The sequence below is a fragment of the Sedimentibacter sp. LTW-03 genome (genome assembly GCF_052059825.1).
In the GTDB taxonomy this organism is placed as follows: domain Bacteria; phylum Bacillota; class Clostridia; order Tissierellales; family Sedimentibacteraceae; genus Sedimentibacter.
Genome location: NZ_CP197180.1, coordinates 3,024,749 through 3,042,185 on the forward strand (window position 1 = coordinate 3,024,749; position 17,437 = coordinate 3,042,185).

A 17,437-nucleotide genomic window follows, 5' to 3' on the forward strand; every position below is an offset into this window, starting at 1 on the left:
ATAGCTTACATTATAAAAAATATTATATGGAGGAATGTATGTCAACAAAAAATGATGTTGAAGTTAAAATTCAGCCCGAACAAAAACGTGAGCAGTGGGGTAGTCAATTAGGATTTATACTTGCTTCGGCAGGTTCAGCAGTAGGCTTAGGAAATGTGTGGAAATTTCCTTATATGACAGGAACCAATGGAGGAGCTGCATTTGTAGCTGTCTATCTAATAATCATTTTGTTAATTGGAGCATCAATGCTATTAGTTGATTTCGTTGTTGGAAGATATGGTAAGTCTAATGCTGTAGATGCATATAAAAAGATTAGTTCTAAATTTGCTTGGATGGGGTATCTTGGTATTCTTTGTGCGATTTTAGTATTATCATATTATGCGGTTATTGGTGGGTGGATTATACATTATATGCTTAACTCATTTACTACATTAACTACAATTGCACCGGAACAGGTAGGAGATTTCTTTGGAAGCTTTATAGGGAATCCAATACTACCGTTAATTCCTCAGTTCTTTTTCATGTTTTTCACTGTCTACATTGTTATGAAAGGAATAAAAAACGGTATTGAAAAATGGAATAAAATATTAATGCCTGCGCTTCTTGTTATGCTTGTTGTTTTAGCTTTTAGAAGTTTAACTCTTGACGGTGCAATGGCAGGGGTAGAATTTTATTTAAAACCTGATTTTTCAAAAGTTACAATGGCACTAATTGTTGCAGCTTGCGGGCAAGTGTTCTTTTCTTTAAATGTTGGAACAACAGGAATGGTTGTATATGGAAGTTATCTTAGTGAAAAAACAAATATTCCTAAAAGTACGGTGTCTATAATATTGACAGATACAGCAGTTGCATTGTTAGCTGGCTTAATAGTAATACCTGCAGCTTTTGCATTTGGTGTTGAACCTGGTTCAGGCCCTAGCTTAGTTTTTATAACCGTTCCTGGGTTGTTTAGCCAAATACCTTTTGGTGGATTCTTTAGCTTTATATTTTTTACATTATTGTTATTTGCATCAATAACTTCATCAGTTTCCATACTTGAAATAGTGGTTCCGTTTATGATAGAAAAATTTAATTTCGAAAGAAAAAAATCATGTATTGGAACAGGTATTGCATGTTTTGTTTTAGGAATTCCTGTAAGTTTAGGCTTTGGGATATGGAGCAATATTACTATTTTTGGAAAAACGTTTTTCGATCTGTTCGACTATTTTGCAAGTAATATAAGCTACCCTATAATTGGTTTGTTCAGCGCAATAATGGTAGGATGGGTTTGGGGCAAAAAAAATGCCATGGAGCAAGTATCAAGCAATGGATTGTATACATCAAAAATAAATGGGATATGGTTTTTTGCAGTAAAATATATATGCCCAATAGCTTTGATTATTATATGTCTTTCAAGCCTTGGAATAATTAAGTAATTTTAATATGAAAGTGAGAATTTTATGACAAAAAAGTTTTTAAGTGATATAGAAATAGCTCAGCAGGCTGAGCCAATTTTAATTAACAAGATAGCAGATAAAATTGAAATACCTGATCAGTATGTAGAAAATTACGGAAAATATAAGGCTAAGATTGATTACAAGTATTTGCAGAATGAACTAAGCAAAAAAGAAAACGCCAAACTTGTATTAGTTACGGCAATAAACCCTACACCTGCTGGAGAAGGAAAGACAACAACTACCATAGGACTTGGAGATGCTCTTTCAAGACTTGGTAAGAAAACGATTGTTGCGTTGCGAGAACCTTCTCTCGGACCAGTATTTGGAGTAAAAGGAGGAGCTGCCGGAGGAGGATATTCACAAGTAATTCCTATGGAAGATATTAATCTTCATTTTACAGGAGATTTTCACGCAATAGGGGCTGCTAATAATCTTTTGGCTGCCATGATTGACAATCACATTCACCAAGGCAATAATCTTAATATTGATACAAGGCGCATAGTGTGGAGAAGAGCTGTGGATATGAATGACAGGCAGCTGAGAAGTATAGTATGCGGATTGGGAGGAAAGGCAAACGGAGTAGCAAGAGAAGATGGTTTTGACATTACTGTGGCATCTGAAGTTATGGCGGTATTCTGTCTTTCAAACAATGTTACTGAACTGAAAGAAAATCTTTCAAAGATAATAGTAGCATATACAAGAGATGGTCAGCCAGTAACAGCAGGACAGCTCAAGGCGCATGGAGCAATGGCTGCGCTTTTGAAGGATGCGTTGAAACCAAATCTTGTTCAAACATTAGAAGGAACTCCGGCATTTATACACGGCGGGCCTTTTGCAAACATAGCTCACGGATGTAACTCTGTCATTGCTACAAAAATGGCTGGTAAGATTGCAGACTATGTTGTAACAGAAGCAGGTTTTGGTGCAGATCTTGGAGCAGAGAAATTTATAGACATAAAATGCCGTAAGACGGGATTAAAACCAAGTGCTGTTGTAATAGTTGCAACGGTTAAAGCTTTGAAATATAACGGAGGAATTGCAAAGGATAACTTGGGAACTGAAAATCTTGCGGCTCTTGAAAAAGGAATTCCTAATTTACTTAAGCATGTTGAAAATATTACTAAAGTATTTAAGCTACCAGCTGTTGTTGCCATAAACAGATTTCCTACAGATACGGTATCTGAACTAGATCTTATAAAGGAAAAATGCAAAGCCCTTGAAGTTAATGTAGCTCTCTCTGAAGTGTGGGGCAAGGGAAGCGAAGGCGGAGTAGAGCTAGCTCAAGAAGTTCTTAGACTTTCACAAAAAGAAAGTGCAATGGAATTTGCATATGAACTTGATCAGCCGATAAAGGAAAAAATAACAGCAATATCTAAAAAGCTTTATGGGGCGGATACAGTTGAATTTTCTGCGAAGGCAAGCAAGGAAATTGCAAATTTTGAAAAACTTGGATTTGGAAACTTGCCAATATGTATGGCTAAAAATCAGTATTCGCTGACAGATGACCCAAAGATTCTTGGCAGACCTACAGGTTTCAAAATTACTATTCGAGATGTTACTATTTCTTCAGGTGCGGGTTTTTTGGTGGCACTTACTGGAGATATTATGAAAATGCCTGGACTTCCAAAGATACCATCTGCAGAAAATATTGATGTTGATGTTGACGGGAAAATAAAAGGATTATTCTAATTTAAAAAGGCTGGAAACAGCCTTTTGCTTATACAATATAAAAGGAGATGTTAACTTGAGTAATGTTTGTTTAACACCTAAAGAAACCTCTGAAGCACTTATAGAATCAGCACAGAAAAAAGTTGCAATGACAGTAAAAAAACGATATATAATGAGTATAATGGCTGGATTGTACATCTCTCTTGGTGCTCAGGGGTTTATGGTTACATATGACAATTTATTTATAAGAGCAGCTGTTTTCCCGGTTGGGTTGATGCTGATTGTGCTTGTGGGAGGAGAGTTGTTTACAGGAAATTGCCTTATGACATTTGCACTTCTACATAAAAAAATAACCTTTAAGGACTATATGTCAAGCTTGCTGCAGGTATTAATAGGAAATCTTATTGGAGCACTAGTGGCAGTTGGGTTTTTGTATTTTGGGGGGATTTACAACAATCCAGCTATGGCGGAAACTGTTGTAAACATAGCAAATTCAAAACTGTCGCTATCATTTACAGAGGCACTTTTTAAAGGAATACTTTGCAATGTATTGGTGTCTCTTGGAGTTTGGTTTGCAACAACGTCTAAGGATACAACAGGAAAGATACTGGGGTGTTGGTTTCCTATAATGCTTTTTGTGCTTTGTGGCTATGAGCATGTTGTGGCGAACATGTTTTATCTTCCCATGGCAATGATTGTTGACAGTGCAATAACTATATCAGAAGTAGTATTAGATAATTTTATACCGGTGGCTATAGGAAATTTCATAGGAGGAGGAATACTAGTTCCAATTATGTACTACAGAGTTTATTATAAATAATTTTATGCGGAACTATTGATATATTTATTTTTAATTTATATGCTAGGATATTATTTTGTTTCAAATGCGGTTAAATAGAAAAGAAGGGCAATTAAAAAGGTATTTAGAATGCAGCTTCTAAATACCTTTTGTGTCACAATAATTCCATTCTTAGGATGTCTCCAATAATGAGGAAAGTATTAGTATTGAATTTAGTAGAGTTTCTTATAAGCTAATTTTCCTAATAAAAATCCAATTATAACAAGCACTATGCTGATAGTCCATGTTCTCAGGCCTTCATAAAAAAACACAAGATTAATCCCTGAAAGTATAAGCATTACACTACCCATTAGACATATAATATTTTTTGATTTTTTACCCTGTCTAATAATACATAAAAAATATAGAATAGATAATTTAAGTCCCAGTAAAACTATCAATATACCTACTATATCTTGTATTAATAAGAAATAACTGACATTGGCTTTATTTGCATCTGAAAACAAATAATTAAAATTCATACTTCCCTCTAAGTAATTAAATATTTAAATAAGCTTTAAGGCTTAGTGACTTATAGGAGAAGAAAAGTATAGTATTTTTTTCTTCTCCTGACATTTATAATATTATTTACAAAAGCCATTTTTTAAAAAATGATAGAGTAATGTTTGATCAATAATTATACTCCTGCTCTAAGCTCTTGTTGTTTTATTTCAGAAATTTCATCATCCGAATACTTTTTCATTGAATACCCTGTGAATCCATAGATAGTAGAAAAAATGGGGCAGAGGAAATTTAAAAAGCAATATGGAACATATGCAGACCATGGTACTTGCAGCATAGTTGCACAGTATACACCGCTTCCTGTCCAGGGGATTATAGGTGCTCCCATTGTTCCTCCATCTTCCAAAACTCTTGATAAATTTTCAGGTTTTAATTTAAATTGCATAAATAATGGTTCCATTAAAGTCCCTGTCATTACGTGAGCAAATGACTGCGAGCCGCCAACTGCATTACCGACGTATCCTATTATAAGTGTAGTAACAACAAGACTTCCTACAGATTTAATATAATTAGTAAGCTTATTTACAATGGCGGGCAATATGCCTGATACTCGTAATATACCTCCCAATCCTAAACCGGTTATCATAATAGTTGATAACTGCAACATGCTTGCAATACCACCGCGGTTTAACAATTTGTTTAAGAATTCATTACCAAAGTCTCCAGAAAAGCCACTGTATAAAGTTCCGGCAGCAAAGTTTAAAGGGTGACCCTGGTAGAGCACAGCGATAATTATTCCAGCTACAGCTCCAAGTAAAATAGAAGTAACCGGTGACTGTTTCATAATTAAAAGTGTTATAACAAGTATTGCCGGTATAAATGCAATAAAGCCTACATTGTATAATCCAGATATTGAATCCATTATTGCATGTACATTAGACATATCTACATTACTTGAACCGTATTTAAAACCAAATACAAGAAAAATAATTGCCGTGATTACATAAGATGGAATAGTGGTGTAGAACATATGCTTTATATGAGTCATGACATCTGTGCCTGCAACAGCAGGGCACATATTTGTAGTATCTGACAAAGGTGACATTTTATCTCCAAAATACGCTCCGCAAATTACAGCACCGGCAGTCATTCCTGCAGGTACACCCAAACCTTCACCGATTCCCATACATGCTATACCTGCTGTTGCAATTGTTCCCCAAGAAGTTCCTGTCGCTAGAGAAACCATAGAACAAAGAAACAAACTTGTAATCAAGAAGAAGCTTGGAGACATTACTTTTAAACCTACATATATTAACCCAGGAACTGTTCCAGATGCTATCCAAGAGCCTGTTAACGCACCTACTGCCATTATAATTATAATGGCTTCCATGCCTCTTCGGATCATCTCAAAAGCACCATTTTGTAAATCAGAATAGGTTAAACCTACTTTGTAAGCAAACGGAACTACAATTAACCAGCTAAAGAATAATAAAGTTGGTAATTTAACTTTATACATCAATATTCCTATAACCATAAAGACAATGATGAGTCCCAATGCTGAGCAGGCCATTCCAAACGACATAGTTGTTTTTTCTTTTTTCATTATAAAACTCCTCCTATTTTTAGTTGTAAGCGTTAAGTATATATATGTTAATTAAAATTTTTAAAGGGATATAGAAGCTTTGCAAATTAATACATGCCTTAAGATAAACGATTTCATTGCTGGCTAAAACTGGCGTCGTTCAATTGTCTGCCAGTTACGATTTAATTCAGAAACAATTAAGCAGGTATAATCTGTATTGATATTAACTCTTTCTCTATTTACTCAATCCATCTAATGCTTCTTTAATTTTTTTCATTCCTAATTCAATATCTTCATATGATGTTGCAAATGATATTCTGATATATCCCTCTCCCGTATCGCCAAAAGCACTGCCTGGAACTACAGCTACTCCTGCTTTTTCTAATAAGTACATGGCTGCTTCACTTGATGATAAACCGTATTTTTTGATAGACGGAAATATGTAAAATGCTCCCTTTGGTTTCACATATTCAATGTTCATTTCATCTAAATTTTTCATTATTAAATTTCTACGACGTTCAAATTCCTTAACCATTTCTTTGACACAATTCTGTGAACCGGTTAATGCTGCAATACTTCCAGCTTCTACAAATGTATTTGGACAACTTATCGTATGTTGATGAATTTTTAAAATTCCTGATATTAAGGTTTTAGGTACTACCAGGTATCCAACCCTCCATCCGTCCATGGCATATGTTTTAGAAAAACTGCCGATGATGATTGTTCTTTCCAACATATTTGGCAGATTAGCAATGGGGTCATAGCTAATATTGTCGTATGTTATGCCATTATAGATATCATCAGATATCACTATTAAATTATATTTTATAGCTATATCTGCTATTTTTTTGATATTTTCACTATCTATTATTATACCTGTTGGGTTGTTTGGGGTATTTAATATAATGCATTTGGTTTTTTCTGTTATGTATTCTTCTAATTTATCTGCACTTAGAGAGAAGTTATCACTTATTGTTAAAGGAACATGTACTGACTTAGCGCCAGTTAAATGAATCCAGCCATCATAATACACGTAAGAGGGAGTCGGTACTAGCACTTCATCTCCAGGGTTCAAGATTCCTTGTAGTGCAGCTACTATAGCTTCAGTAGCTCCTATAGTTTCTATTACCTGTTCTGGTTGTGCCTCAATTTTAAAGTCTTCATATAATCTGCTACATACAGCTTCACGAAATTCCATAGATCCAGGTGTTGCCGTATAGTGTACCTTACCCTCATCTAAAGCTTTTTTTGCTGCTTCTTTAATGTGCTCTGGCGTGTCAAAGTTTGGTCTTCCGATTGAAAAATCAATAATGTTTTTTCCTTGTTTTTTTAGCTTTTGAACCCTATTTAAAACCTCCCTTATTATAGATGGTTGCAATTCTTCAGTTCTGTTCGCTGCCTTGATCTCCATTGTTTTACCTCCTATTTTGTTTATTAGTTATTAATTACTTTTCAATTCCATTTAATGTTGAATTAATACCTTGTTTATTACCGTTTATAAAATATCCACAGGTCATTAAGATAAAACTAAATCCCAAACCTATAAATAAAGTATCAAAATTAAAATCAAACAAAATTTCGCTGATCAGTATACTAATCGGACTTATAATTATTGACGCTATTACAAATTTAGTATTGATTTTCTTTGGCAAAAATAGTGCTCCAAACATTGGAAAGAAGCTCACAGCTGCTCTTAAACCCATTGACATGAAACTCCATTTTAAAATAACAGACTGTAATGTACCAGTTGTAAATATCATTGCTATTAACAAAATGGCTATAATGGTAAAACGTGTTAAAAGAAGATTCTTTTTTGGATTTACTTTAGTAAAACAGCGTATAATATCGTTGTTAATTATTGTACTGATTCCCAATGACAATCCTGCGCCTGTACCAACAATAGCTATTAAAAGTGTAGCTAAAACCAATCCTCCAAATAATGAAGGCATATGATTAATTACAAATATTGGAAAAGACTGTGCTGGGTCTATGTTAGGGTAGTTCAGCTTCATGAACATTCCTATAAATACTCCACCTGCACCAATGGGAGGAATTAACAGTGAACTCATTAGTGCACCTCTAATTGCAGTTTTATCATTCCTGCCAGATAATACGGCTTGTATGTAAGTCTGTGTTGATAGAACACCAAACACTAAAGATAAACCTGCACCTAGGTCAATCCCAACTCCTCTTGCGAAAAGATTAAAATATTGTGCTTTTGGAAGTAATTCAACTATAGTACTTAAACCACCGCTTAAGGAAATCGCCAATATACCTCCTGTAATAACAGAAACATATAGTAATATTGTTTTAGCAATACCAACAACGCCTGCACCCAAAACGCCACCAAACAAAACGTAACTAGCCATTAGACCAATACTAATAACAGCACAAATTGTTGGTGCAAGGGGAGTCATTGATTTCAATAATGCCATTGCCGATAAGATTTGAGCAACAATATTTATAAATATACCTAAGGAACCTAGCAATGAAGATAGTAAACTTGGAAGCTTGCCGTATTCTTCTGAAATTATTTGCTGAATAGTTCTACAATCGCTGCCACGTAAAGGTTTTGCAAAAAATACTGCCATTACAAAGCAACCAATACTACCGCCTAAGGTAAACCAGATTGAAGAAAATCCATAAGTATATGCTAGCTGTGCTGTTCCAACGGTAGAAGCACCACCCACTAAAGTTCCGATTATTGCACCCATTATAATTAAAGAGCTTGCTTTTCCACCGCCGGTAGTAAAATCCGATTCATTTTTTATTTGTTTACCGGAATATACTCCTGTAAGAGCTATACAAATTAAAGTGACTGTAAATCCAATGATGTGTGAAAATGATAATAAATTCATTTTAAATAATCCTCTTCATAGTTTTCGAAAAATTTTTTGGATAAACCTTGATAAAAACTCACACTTCTCCTTTCTTTTATGATTATGCTATAGATTAACTTGATCTATAAAATAGATATATAGAAATTCATTTGAATATTTAGATAGCAACTTTCATGCCAATAAAATATATATGTTAAAAACGTTGATTGAGCTACACAATACGAATTATTATATTTTCAGTATTGATTAATTGTTAAATTCTGTGTTTAAAATAAAAACATTGTTAAAATTCTTTACTTATACAACTGATTGACTTTAATTTTTACGAGGTATATAATTGTGAATAACGTTATCATACAGCAAGGAGCATATTTATGGAAGGAAAAGTACTTTTTGTATCAACAAGCATGCGCATTTCTATGGAAGCTAAAAAATTAGCTGAAAGCAAAGGAATTAACTTGCATATATATAATGGCGGTATATTAAAAAATGGGCATATATACGCTAAACAACACGAGCATGAGTATGATGTTATAATCAGTCATGGAAATACTGCAGATACTATCAGGAAATTAGTGACAGTACCTGTTATTTCTATAGAGATAACAACCTTAAACATACTAAATACACTTTTGAAAGCTAAAAAATTTAGTAATAAAGTTGCACTTATAGTTTTTGAACATGACATGTTAAAAGAATTATATTCATTACAAGATATTTTAAATATAGAATTTGAATTGTTTACATATTCTAATCACAGCGAATTAAAAGAGCAGATAAATAAAGCAATCAGTCTAGGAATTACTACATTAATCGGAATTGGTGATTGCATAGCTGACGCAGCTGCAAAATATAGCGTGAATTCAATATCAATCGACTGTGATTTGAAGGAAATTGAAACTGCATTAATATCGGCTGCAAATATTAGTAATTTATCTAAAAAGGAACGAGAACTAACAAGAAGGTATCAAAAAATATTAGACCATACAAGTAGCGGCATTCTAACTTTAGACAATAATAATAAAATTATTACTCTAAATAAATTAGCTGAAAAAATATTCAATGTTGAATCTTCTGACATCTTAAATGATAGTATTTACAATGTAGAACAATTAAAAGTAATTGTCGATGCTATGGCTAGTGAAGAGATGACATTTAATAAAATAATCGAAGTCAATAATATTAAATTAATTATGAATATTTTTCCTGTCATAATAGAAAAAGATGTATATAATAAAATTATTTCTTTGCAAGAAGTTTCAAAGTTGCAGAAACTAGAATTAAAAGTAAGAACTCAATTATATAAAAACGGATTGTATGCAAAATATCATCTGGAAGATATTGTAGGAGACAGCAAATTAATTAAGAACCTAATATATAAGATAAAAAAAGTCGCTAAGACAGATACTACTATTTTAATATCGGCTGAAACTGGTTCGGGAAAGGAACTGTTTGCACAAAGTATACATAATATTAGTTTAAGAAAAGACGGGCCTTTTGTTACTATTAATTGCGCTGCTATGCCTGAGAATCTGCTGGAAAGTGAGTTGTTTGGATATGAGGAGGGAGCTTTTACCGGTGCTAAAAAGGGTGGAAAGCCAGGTCTATTTGAACTTGCTCATAATGGTACTATATTTCTTGATGAAGTAAGTGAATTGCCTTTAAATCTTCAGGGGAGACTGCTTAGAGTGCTGCAAGAAAAAGAAATTCTAAGAATAGGAGGGGATTATATCTTAAATGTTGACATAAGAGTCATAGCAGCAACTAATCAAAACTTATTAACTATGGTAAATGAAGGGAAGTTTAGAAAAGACTTATACTATAGACTAAACATTTTAGATATTAGAATACCACCTTTGCGTGAACGAAAAGAAGATATACGTGGATTAGCAAATATGTTTTTTGATAAAATGAATAAAAAATATGATACAAGTATCTCCAAAATTTCGGAAGAAGTAAACAAATTGCTGATGCAGTATGGTTGGCCGGGCAACGTGAGAGAATTGGAAAATTTCGTTGAAAAAGCAACGATATTATCAAACGGCTCTTATATCGATCCAGAGTTTGTCAGAGAGTCTTTGTTAAGTAAAAATGAGAACGATTTTATACAGAGCAATCTAAGTGCAAGTAATGATAATATTAATGTTCGCCTTTCAAACTTGAAAGATATTGAACTTCAAGTAATTGAACAGGCTAGCAAATTATATGAAGGAGACAAATCAGATTTAGCTGACATTCTTGGAATTAGTAGAACAACTTTATGGAAGAGGCTTAAACAAATTGAAGAAACACAAAGTTCTTAAGTAAACATAGAGTTTATAAAACCTCTGTTAGCTATAGATGAGTTTAATACACGTAATATTAACATATAAAAACAGTATTCGATATTTTCGATTGCGAATACTGTTTTTAATGTTTTATGGTTTTCATGAATAAACTAAATTTATTACTATGGGATCTGCCTTTTAAAAAATATATTTATTTTTATTGCTTAATTTGGATATGCCTTTAATGAGATGAAATTTTACATTGCTCAGCTAATTCTATTCCTTTATTAAACGCCTTAAGGTTAGCCTCACATACTTTTGAGTTTTTAGAGAACTTTTTTTTCAAAACATTAATTACAGCTTCGCTAGAAACAACTCCTGTCATTTTTACAATTATACCCAAAGAAACTATATTAGCTGCTGCTAAATTTCCAACTTCCTTTGATGCTTCTATTATTGGAAATCCATACTGTTTAGCTTTTACATCAGAAGTAGATTTTATGGAATCGCAATCATAAATAAGAATGCAATTTTCACTCAATGATTTTGCATATTTATTATATGCAACCTGCGCAAGGGCTAAAACTAAATTTTCTTCTATGACTTCAGGAAAGAATATTTCGTCTTTGCTGATTATTACATCAGATTTAGTAAACGTTCCCCTGGTTTCGACGCCGTAGGAAGTTGTAAGTGTAGAGTTGAGGTTATCAAACATTGTAGCTGCTTCACCAAGTATTGTGCCGCCAACTACTAGCCCCTGGCCGCCAACACCGCTTAAGATTATTTCATATCTTTTTTTCACTTATTTACCTCCTTCTTTACTTTTCTTCGCATCATTAATAACTCGTAAATATTTTGTACTATAATCTTCATTTTCTTTATTTACAAAGTTTCCTAATACAAACTTGTTTTCTCTTTCATTTTGCGTAAGCTTTTCTGCGGCAGAAATAGAAACCGAGTTTTCTTTAAACCAATTTAACATATCTGCAGGTTTTTTCATTCCATTAAGCCTTCCAAAGTGTGTAGGGCATTGTGAGATTGCTTCTACAAATGAAAATCCTTTCTTTTGTAAAGCTTCAAATATAAATTTCTCTAGCTGAACTATACCATATGTTGTTCCCCTGGAAACATAAGATGCTCCAGCTGCTGCTACTAGACCACTTAGATCAAAACCATGCTCTATATGCCCATATCTTGATGTAGATGTTATTTTTTCATGAGGAGTTGTTCCTGAATATTGGCCGCCTGTCATACCATAGTTTAAGTTATTAACAACAATTGCTGTAACATCAACATTTCTTCTTGCTGCATGAATTAAGTGGTTTCCCCCAATTGTAGCTCCGTCACCATCTCCCATTAAAACTACAACATTTAATTCAGGGTTGGCCAATTTTATACCTGTTCCAAAAGCTAATGCCCTGCCATGAGTTCCGTGGAATGTATTAGTGTCGACATAATCGTCTGCTTTGCCCCAACATCCTATTCCGGTTACAACAACTGTGTTCTCTCTTGTGTAATTCAACTTCTCAAAGCATCTTAGTATTGCATGTAATACGCTGCCGTTTCCGCAGCCGGCACACCAAAATAATGGAAGTTTTTCTTTAACCAAATACTCTTGTGCTTTCATTTTTCACCTCTGCTATTTTATCTAAAATTTCTTTTGGCGTAATAGGTTCACTATTTACTTTATTTATACCTAGTACCGGTGTTCTATAGTCGTTAAGTTTCTGAACTTCTCCTATCATCTGACCTAAATTCATTTCCGGTACAATTACTGCATTAGAATTTATTAGAACTTCTTTTACCTCATCTTCAGCAAATGGCCACAGTGTAACTAATTGCAATACCCCAACTTTCATTCCTTCTTCGCGTGCCATATTCATAGCTTCTAGGGAAGACCTGGTACTTCCTCCGAAAGTTACAAGAGTTATATCTGAATCTTCTAAATTATATTTTCTAACTTTTACTATATCTTTATAGTTTTTTTCTATCTTATCTGTATAATGTCTAATAAATTTATCTGCATTATCAGGTCTTGAGCATGGGAATCCTTTATTATCATGACCGGAGCCAGATAATCTAACTATGTAGTCACTTCCATAAGGAGCTAGAGGAGCAATTCCATCTTCATCCTGCATAAATGTTTGATATTCTTCAGGTTTACATTTAGGCTGCTTCCTTTGTACTATTTTATTTTCATCTATTTCTCTTATAATAACTTTTTCTCGTATATGTCCAACGATTTCATCAGCTAAAAAAACTACCGGAGTTCTATACTTTTCAGAGAAATTAAAAGCATCGATCATTAAATCGTAGCAATCTTGTGCTGTTGATGGAGATAAAACGATTATGCCGTGATCGCCATGTGTTCCCCATCTGCTCTGCATAAAATCACCTTGAGCAGGTTTAGTTGCTAGTCCGGTACTAGGACCTGAACGTTGAACATTTATAATAACACACGGTACTTCAGCCATAACTGCTACGCCTAAATTTTCTTGCATCAAGGAAAATCCTGGACCGCTGGTAGCAGTATAAGATTTTTTACCTGAAGCGGAGGCTCCGATTATTGCAGCCATACTAGCTAATTCATCTTCCATTTGTACATATAAACCGCCTTCTTGAGGAAGTCTGATTGATGACATTTCTGCTACTTCGGAAGAAGGGGTTATAGGATATCCTGCATAAAATCTAGCTCCTGCTGCTATTGCGCCTTCTACCATAGCTACGTTACCTTGAATAAACCGAATATCTTGTTTATGAGTCATTATTCTTTACCTCCAGTTAATGTTAATGCTATATCTGGGCATCGCAAAACACATAAATTGCAGCCTGTACATTTTTCTTGATGCGTATACATTGGTAATTCATTGATCTCATTTGTGAAAACTTTTGCAGGACAAAGTGATGAACAAATACCACATTTCTTGCATAACTTTTCATTTACTTCTACTTTCCACATAGTTGCCTCCTTTTATTGCTAAAAAATTAGCTATATATTTTTAATTTTTCATCTCCATTTAGCACTCTTATAACGCCTTGGACCATTGATTGCATTTCATTTTCTCCTGGGTAAACCTTTATAGGTGCTATAAAACTTACTCTTTCTTTTATCCATCGAACCAATTCTTCATCATAGGCTAATCCGCCTGTTAGTACGATACTATCAATTTTTCCCTTTAAAACTGTTGCTGCTGCTCCGATATCTTTGGCAATCTGATATGCCATAGTTTCGTATATAAGCTTTGAATAATTGTCTCCTTCTGCTATTTTCTTTTTTACTTCCCTAGCATCATTTGTGCCTAAATATGCAACTAATCCACCTTTGCCGGTTATCTTTTTCTTTATTTCTTCAATTGTGTAATTTCCTGAAAAGCATAATTCTACCAAAGAGCCTACTGGAAGTCCGCCAGATCTTTCAGGTGAGAAGGTACCTTCGCCGTCTAAGCAATTATTTACATCTACTATTTTGCCTTTTTTGTGTGCACCAATGGATATGCCTCCACCCATATGTGCAACTATAAAATTAAAAGAAGAATATTCTCCGCCTAATTCACTAGCTGCGAGTCTTGCCACGGCCTTTTGATTTAGAGGGTGAGATTTTGATTTCCTTTTTATTTCAGGAATGCCTGAAATTCTTGCATAATCTTCAAATTCATCTACAACAACAGGGTCAACTACATAAGCTGATATTTTTAAATCTTTAGCAATTGAATCTGCTATAATTCCACCAAGATTTGAAGCATGTTGACCCATAATACCAATTTTTAAATCTCTGACCATTTCTTCATTAACCTGATAAGTACCACCTTCAACAGGCTTCATGTTTCCGCCCCTGCCTACAATTGCATCTAATTCGCTGAGATCTATATGTTGTTCTTTTAAAATAGTTAATATTATATTTTTTCGAAATTCAAATTGATCGCTTATTTTATTGAACTTTTCCAAGTCGGAACTCATATGTGATACAGTTTCCTTATAGATAACATTTTTATTTTCGTATAATGCAATTTTTGTAGAGGTAGATCCGGGATTAATAGCTAGAATTTTATACGATTTTTTCATATATTCTCCTAATATTTATTATTTTGATTTTTTTGAGCTATAAAAGCAGCTAATGATATAGAATTAAGCTTTGCTTTACTTGAACTTGCCCTTGAAGTAAGAATTATTGGTACTCCTGCTCCCATTAGTACTCCTGCTTTTTCTGTGTGACCAAAGTACTCTATTGCTTTGTTTAATACATTACCAACTTCTAGATTATGCGCTATTAGTATGTCTGCCTTACCGGCAACCGGGTTAACAATGCCTTTATGCGATGCGGCTTCTTCAGATATAGCATTATCTAGTGCAAAAGGTCCTCCAATTACACATCCCTTAATTTCTTTTTGCTCATACATTTTTACTAATTCTGCTGCATGAACAGTGGATTCAATTTTTTTATTTACTTTTTCAACCGGACAAATTATTGCAACTTTTGGTTCTTCAATTTCTAAGGCGTTTGCAACTATTACCGCATTATTTATTATGCTGACTTTATCCTGAACGGAAGGTGATATATTAACAGCTGAATCGCTAATTATAAAAAGTCTGTTAAATTTATCAACCTTTAAAACTCCAACATGGCTAATTAAACCACTAATTTCCAAACCGGTTTGCTTATTAATAACTGCTTTTAAAAGAATTGAAGTATCTACAAATCCCTTCATTATTGTAGAAGCATTGCCTTCCTTAATCATGTTGACGGCTATTTTACATGAATTTTCTTTATCAGCTTCATCAATTATTTCATAGTTTTTTAGACAAATAGAATTATTGCTTAGAATAGTTTCGATTTTACTTTTATTTCCTATCAATATGGCACTAATAATTCCAAATGATCGAGCTTTCTCAATTGCCAGCAAAACTTCTAAGTCATCTGCAGCGGCTACAGCGACTTTTATTGGAGGATATTTTTTTGTACTGTCAATTATATCTTGAAAATTTCTTATCAATTTTTACTCCTTTCAAAATACTAATTTTATTTAATAACGTATTTCTAACGCACTTAAATATGTTTATAGCAAAATGCATACCAACTTAATTTGTAAATCACATTTCTATATAATTTAGTTAGTTTTAAGCGATTGTTTTAATACTTAGTTAATTTTTTAATAAAACAATTATTTTAAATTTATATCAAAAAAACTTAAAATTGATTTTAATTTTAACAGCCATGTTTAATTATTAAACACACAATTATTTTATATTTATGGGAAGGTATAAAAAGATAAGATAAAAAGGCGTTGGCGCTGGCACTTTCTTGGATGCATCCAAGAAAGGCAAGGAGGCGCTTGAGTTATATACAACTATTACTACTTATGGTATAATTAGACAAGTTAACCGTTCTTGATTATTAAGAAAAAAAGAAACAATTATGGTGAAATTCAAGAAATGTTCACTATGACTGTTAATGACTTATGCTATTTTTATGAAAGTCTACACATATTTTAAGCTGGGGGTAAATATGTTAAAGAAGATAATCGAAAAATATAGTTTGCACATATTAATTATATTTATATTAATGACTCTTTTAGATGGGGCTATAATATTCCAATTTTACAAACAAGAAAAAGAATATGAAAAAATAATAAATTCTAAAATTATATCAATAGTTATTGAAACTATGGAAAACACATCAAGGATTCAAGATTATCTTGATAGAGCGAAAGAGAGTTCAGAGATTTCAAACAAAGATTTAGAACAAATCGCAAAATGGTATAATGAAATGTTTAACTATGCCAGCGATGTTCAAAATTTCTATAATATTTACAAAAAAACTGATAATGGGAACTTTTCTTTAGCAGATACTCATTATTTTAGTCGGAGGGTCTATGAAATAGAAAGTATTCTTGAAGAAGAATATAGAAATGGTAAAAATATTAATGACCATACTAATATAAATAAGTATAATGAACAATTTGATAAAATATATGAATTTAATTCTTTATTTATAGAAACTATGGTTCACAAAGAGGCAATCTTGTATGTAAATGAGAAATATTGGCCAGATGAAAAAATAAATAATAAAATATTTATAGAAGATTTTTTTTATTGGAATTTATTTAACGATTTTTTTGAAATATTAAATAGTAAAAATTTCATATAAGCATTCACAATACTTTGTAATGAATATATAAGAAGTTATCTGCATGAAGAGGCACCGGACAGAACCTTTGGCGATGATTTTACAAATGGAAATTAGGGGGAAATAACTATGGTTAGTTTCAGTATTGTCAATACAATAATTGCAGTTTCTTTAATTGTGGCATTTTTATACTTGATTAAATTTATCTTTAGAAGTCATA

At 33.0% G+C, this 17,437-nt stretch carries 15 protein-coding genes; 5 read left to right on the plus strand and 10 right to left on the minus strand.

What is annotated here, in order from left to right; translation table 11 throughout:
- The first annotated feature begins 38 nt into the window (after positions 1-38).
- Genes ACS3UD_RS14745 through ACS3UD_RS14755 form a run of 3 tightly spaced genes read left to right on the plus strand, consistent with a single transcriptional unit; the run spans position 39 to position 3,924 of the window.
- Positions 39-1,415, plus strand: a complete 1,377-nt coding sequence (locus ACS3UD_RS14745) for a sodium-dependent transporter (protein WP_308138887.1) — start codon at positions 39-41, stop codon at positions 1,413-1,415.
- A 24-nt stretch (positions 1,416-1,439) separates the two neighbouring features.
- Positions 1,440-3,125: a formate--tetrahydrofolate ligase gene (locus ACS3UD_RS14750; protein ID WP_308138886.1), complete on the plus strand. Its 1,686-nt coding sequence runs from the start codon at positions 1,440-1,442 to the stop codon at positions 3,123-3,125.
- Positions 3,126-3,180: 55 nt separating this feature from the next.
- Positions 3,181-3,924 carry a formate/nitrite transporter family protein gene (locus ACS3UD_RS14755; RefSeq protein WP_308138885.1) on the plus strand — a complete coding sequence of 248 codons (744 nt, stop codon included), beginning with the start codon at positions 3,181-3,183 and terminating at the stop codon, positions 3,922-3,924.
- A gap of 191 nt (positions 3,925-4,115) precedes the next feature.
- On the opposite strand, the gene ACS3UD_RS14760 is transcribed toward ACS3UD_RS14755, so the two are convergent.
- The 4 genes from ACS3UD_RS14760 to ACS3UD_RS14775 form a co-directional block, all read right to left on the minus strand.
- On the minus strand, positions 4,116-4,424 hold the full coding sequence (locus ACS3UD_RS14760) for a hypothetical protein (RefSeq protein ID WP_308138884.1): 309 nt from the start codon (positions 4,422-4,424) through the stop codon (positions 4,116-4,118).
- 155 nt (positions 4,425-4,579) lie between these two features.
- Positions 4,580-6,007 (minus strand): Na+/H+ antiporter NhaC, encoded by a 1,428-nt coding sequence (gene nhaC, locus ACS3UD_RS14765; protein WP_308138883.1) that lies wholly within the window; start codon positions 6,005-6,007, stop codon positions 4,580-4,582.
- 214 nt (positions 6,008-6,221) lie between these two features.
- A complete protein-coding gene (locus ACS3UD_RS14770; protein WP_308138882.1) occupies positions 6,222-7,397 on the minus strand; it encodes a pyridoxal phosphate-dependent aminotransferase in 1,176 nt (391 codons plus the stop codon).
- A 34-nt stretch (positions 7,398-7,431) separates the two neighbouring features.
- Complete coding sequence (locus ACS3UD_RS14775; RefSeq protein WP_308138881.1) at positions 7,432-8,844, minus strand: sodium:solute symporter family protein; 1,413 nt, start codon at positions 8,842-8,844, stop codon at positions 7,432-7,434.
- 356 nt (positions 8,845-9,200) lie between these two features.
- Here ACS3UD_RS14775 and ACS3UD_RS14780 point away from each other — a divergent pair, with 356 nt between their 5' ends.
- Positions 9,201-11,129: a sigma 54-interacting transcriptional regulator gene (locus tag ACS3UD_RS14780; RefSeq protein ID WP_308138880.1), complete on the plus strand. Its 1,929-nt coding sequence runs from the start codon at positions 9,201-9,203 to the stop codon at positions 11,127-11,129.
- A gap of 205 nt (positions 11,130-11,334) precedes the next feature.
- On the opposite strand, the gene ACS3UD_RS14785 is transcribed toward ACS3UD_RS14780, so the two are convergent.
- From ACS3UD_RS14785 to ACS3UD_RS14810, 6 genes are read right to left on the minus strand one after another with little or no spacing between them, the layout of a single operon-like run.
- The gene (locus ACS3UD_RS14785; RefSeq protein ID WP_308138879.1) at positions 11,335-11,895 is read right to left on the minus strand and encodes a 2-oxoacid:acceptor oxidoreductase family protein; all 561 of its coding nucleotides are present in this window, start codon (positions 11,893-11,895) and stop codon (positions 11,335-11,337) included.
- Entirely contained in the window at positions 11,896-12,720 is an 825-nt protein-coding gene (locus tag ACS3UD_RS14790) for a thiamine pyrophosphate-dependent enzyme (RefSeq protein WP_308138878.1), read from the minus strand.
- Positions 12,695-13,858 (minus strand): 2-oxoacid:acceptor oxidoreductase subunit alpha, encoded by a 1,164-nt coding sequence (locus ACS3UD_RS14795; protein ID WP_308138877.1) that lies wholly within the window; start codon positions 13,856-13,858, stop codon positions 12,695-12,697. Before ACS3UD_RS14795 ends, ACS3UD_RS14790 begins: the two co-directional genes overlap by 26 nt.
- The gene (locus tag ACS3UD_RS14800) at positions 13,858-14,052 is read right to left on the minus strand and encodes a 4Fe-4S dicluster domain-containing protein (RefSeq protein WP_308138876.1); all 195 of its coding nucleotides are present in this window, start codon (positions 14,050-14,052) and stop codon (positions 13,858-13,860) included. Before ACS3UD_RS14800 ends, ACS3UD_RS14795 begins: the two co-directional genes overlap by 1 nt.
- 26 nt (positions 14,053-14,078) lie before the next feature.
- Complete coding sequence (gene buk, locus ACS3UD_RS14805) at positions 14,079-15,155, minus strand: butyrate kinase (protein ID WP_308138875.1); 1,077 nt, start codon at positions 15,153-15,155, stop codon at positions 14,079-14,081.
- 8 nt (positions 15,156-15,163) lie between these two features.
- Positions 15,164-16,084: a bifunctional enoyl-CoA hydratase/phosphate acetyltransferase gene (locus ACS3UD_RS14810; protein ID WP_308138874.1), complete on the minus strand. Its 921-nt coding sequence runs from the start codon at positions 16,082-16,084 to the stop codon at positions 15,164-15,166.
- 512 nt (positions 16,085-16,596) lie between these two features.
- Here ACS3UD_RS14810 and ACS3UD_RS14815 point away from each other — a divergent pair.
- Positions 16,597-17,238 carry a hypothetical protein gene (locus ACS3UD_RS14815; protein ID WP_308138873.1) on the plus strand — a complete coding sequence of 214 codons (642 nt, stop codon included), beginning with the start codon at positions 16,597-16,599 and terminating at the stop codon, positions 17,236-17,238.
- Positions 17,239-17,437: the final 199 nt, after the last annotated feature.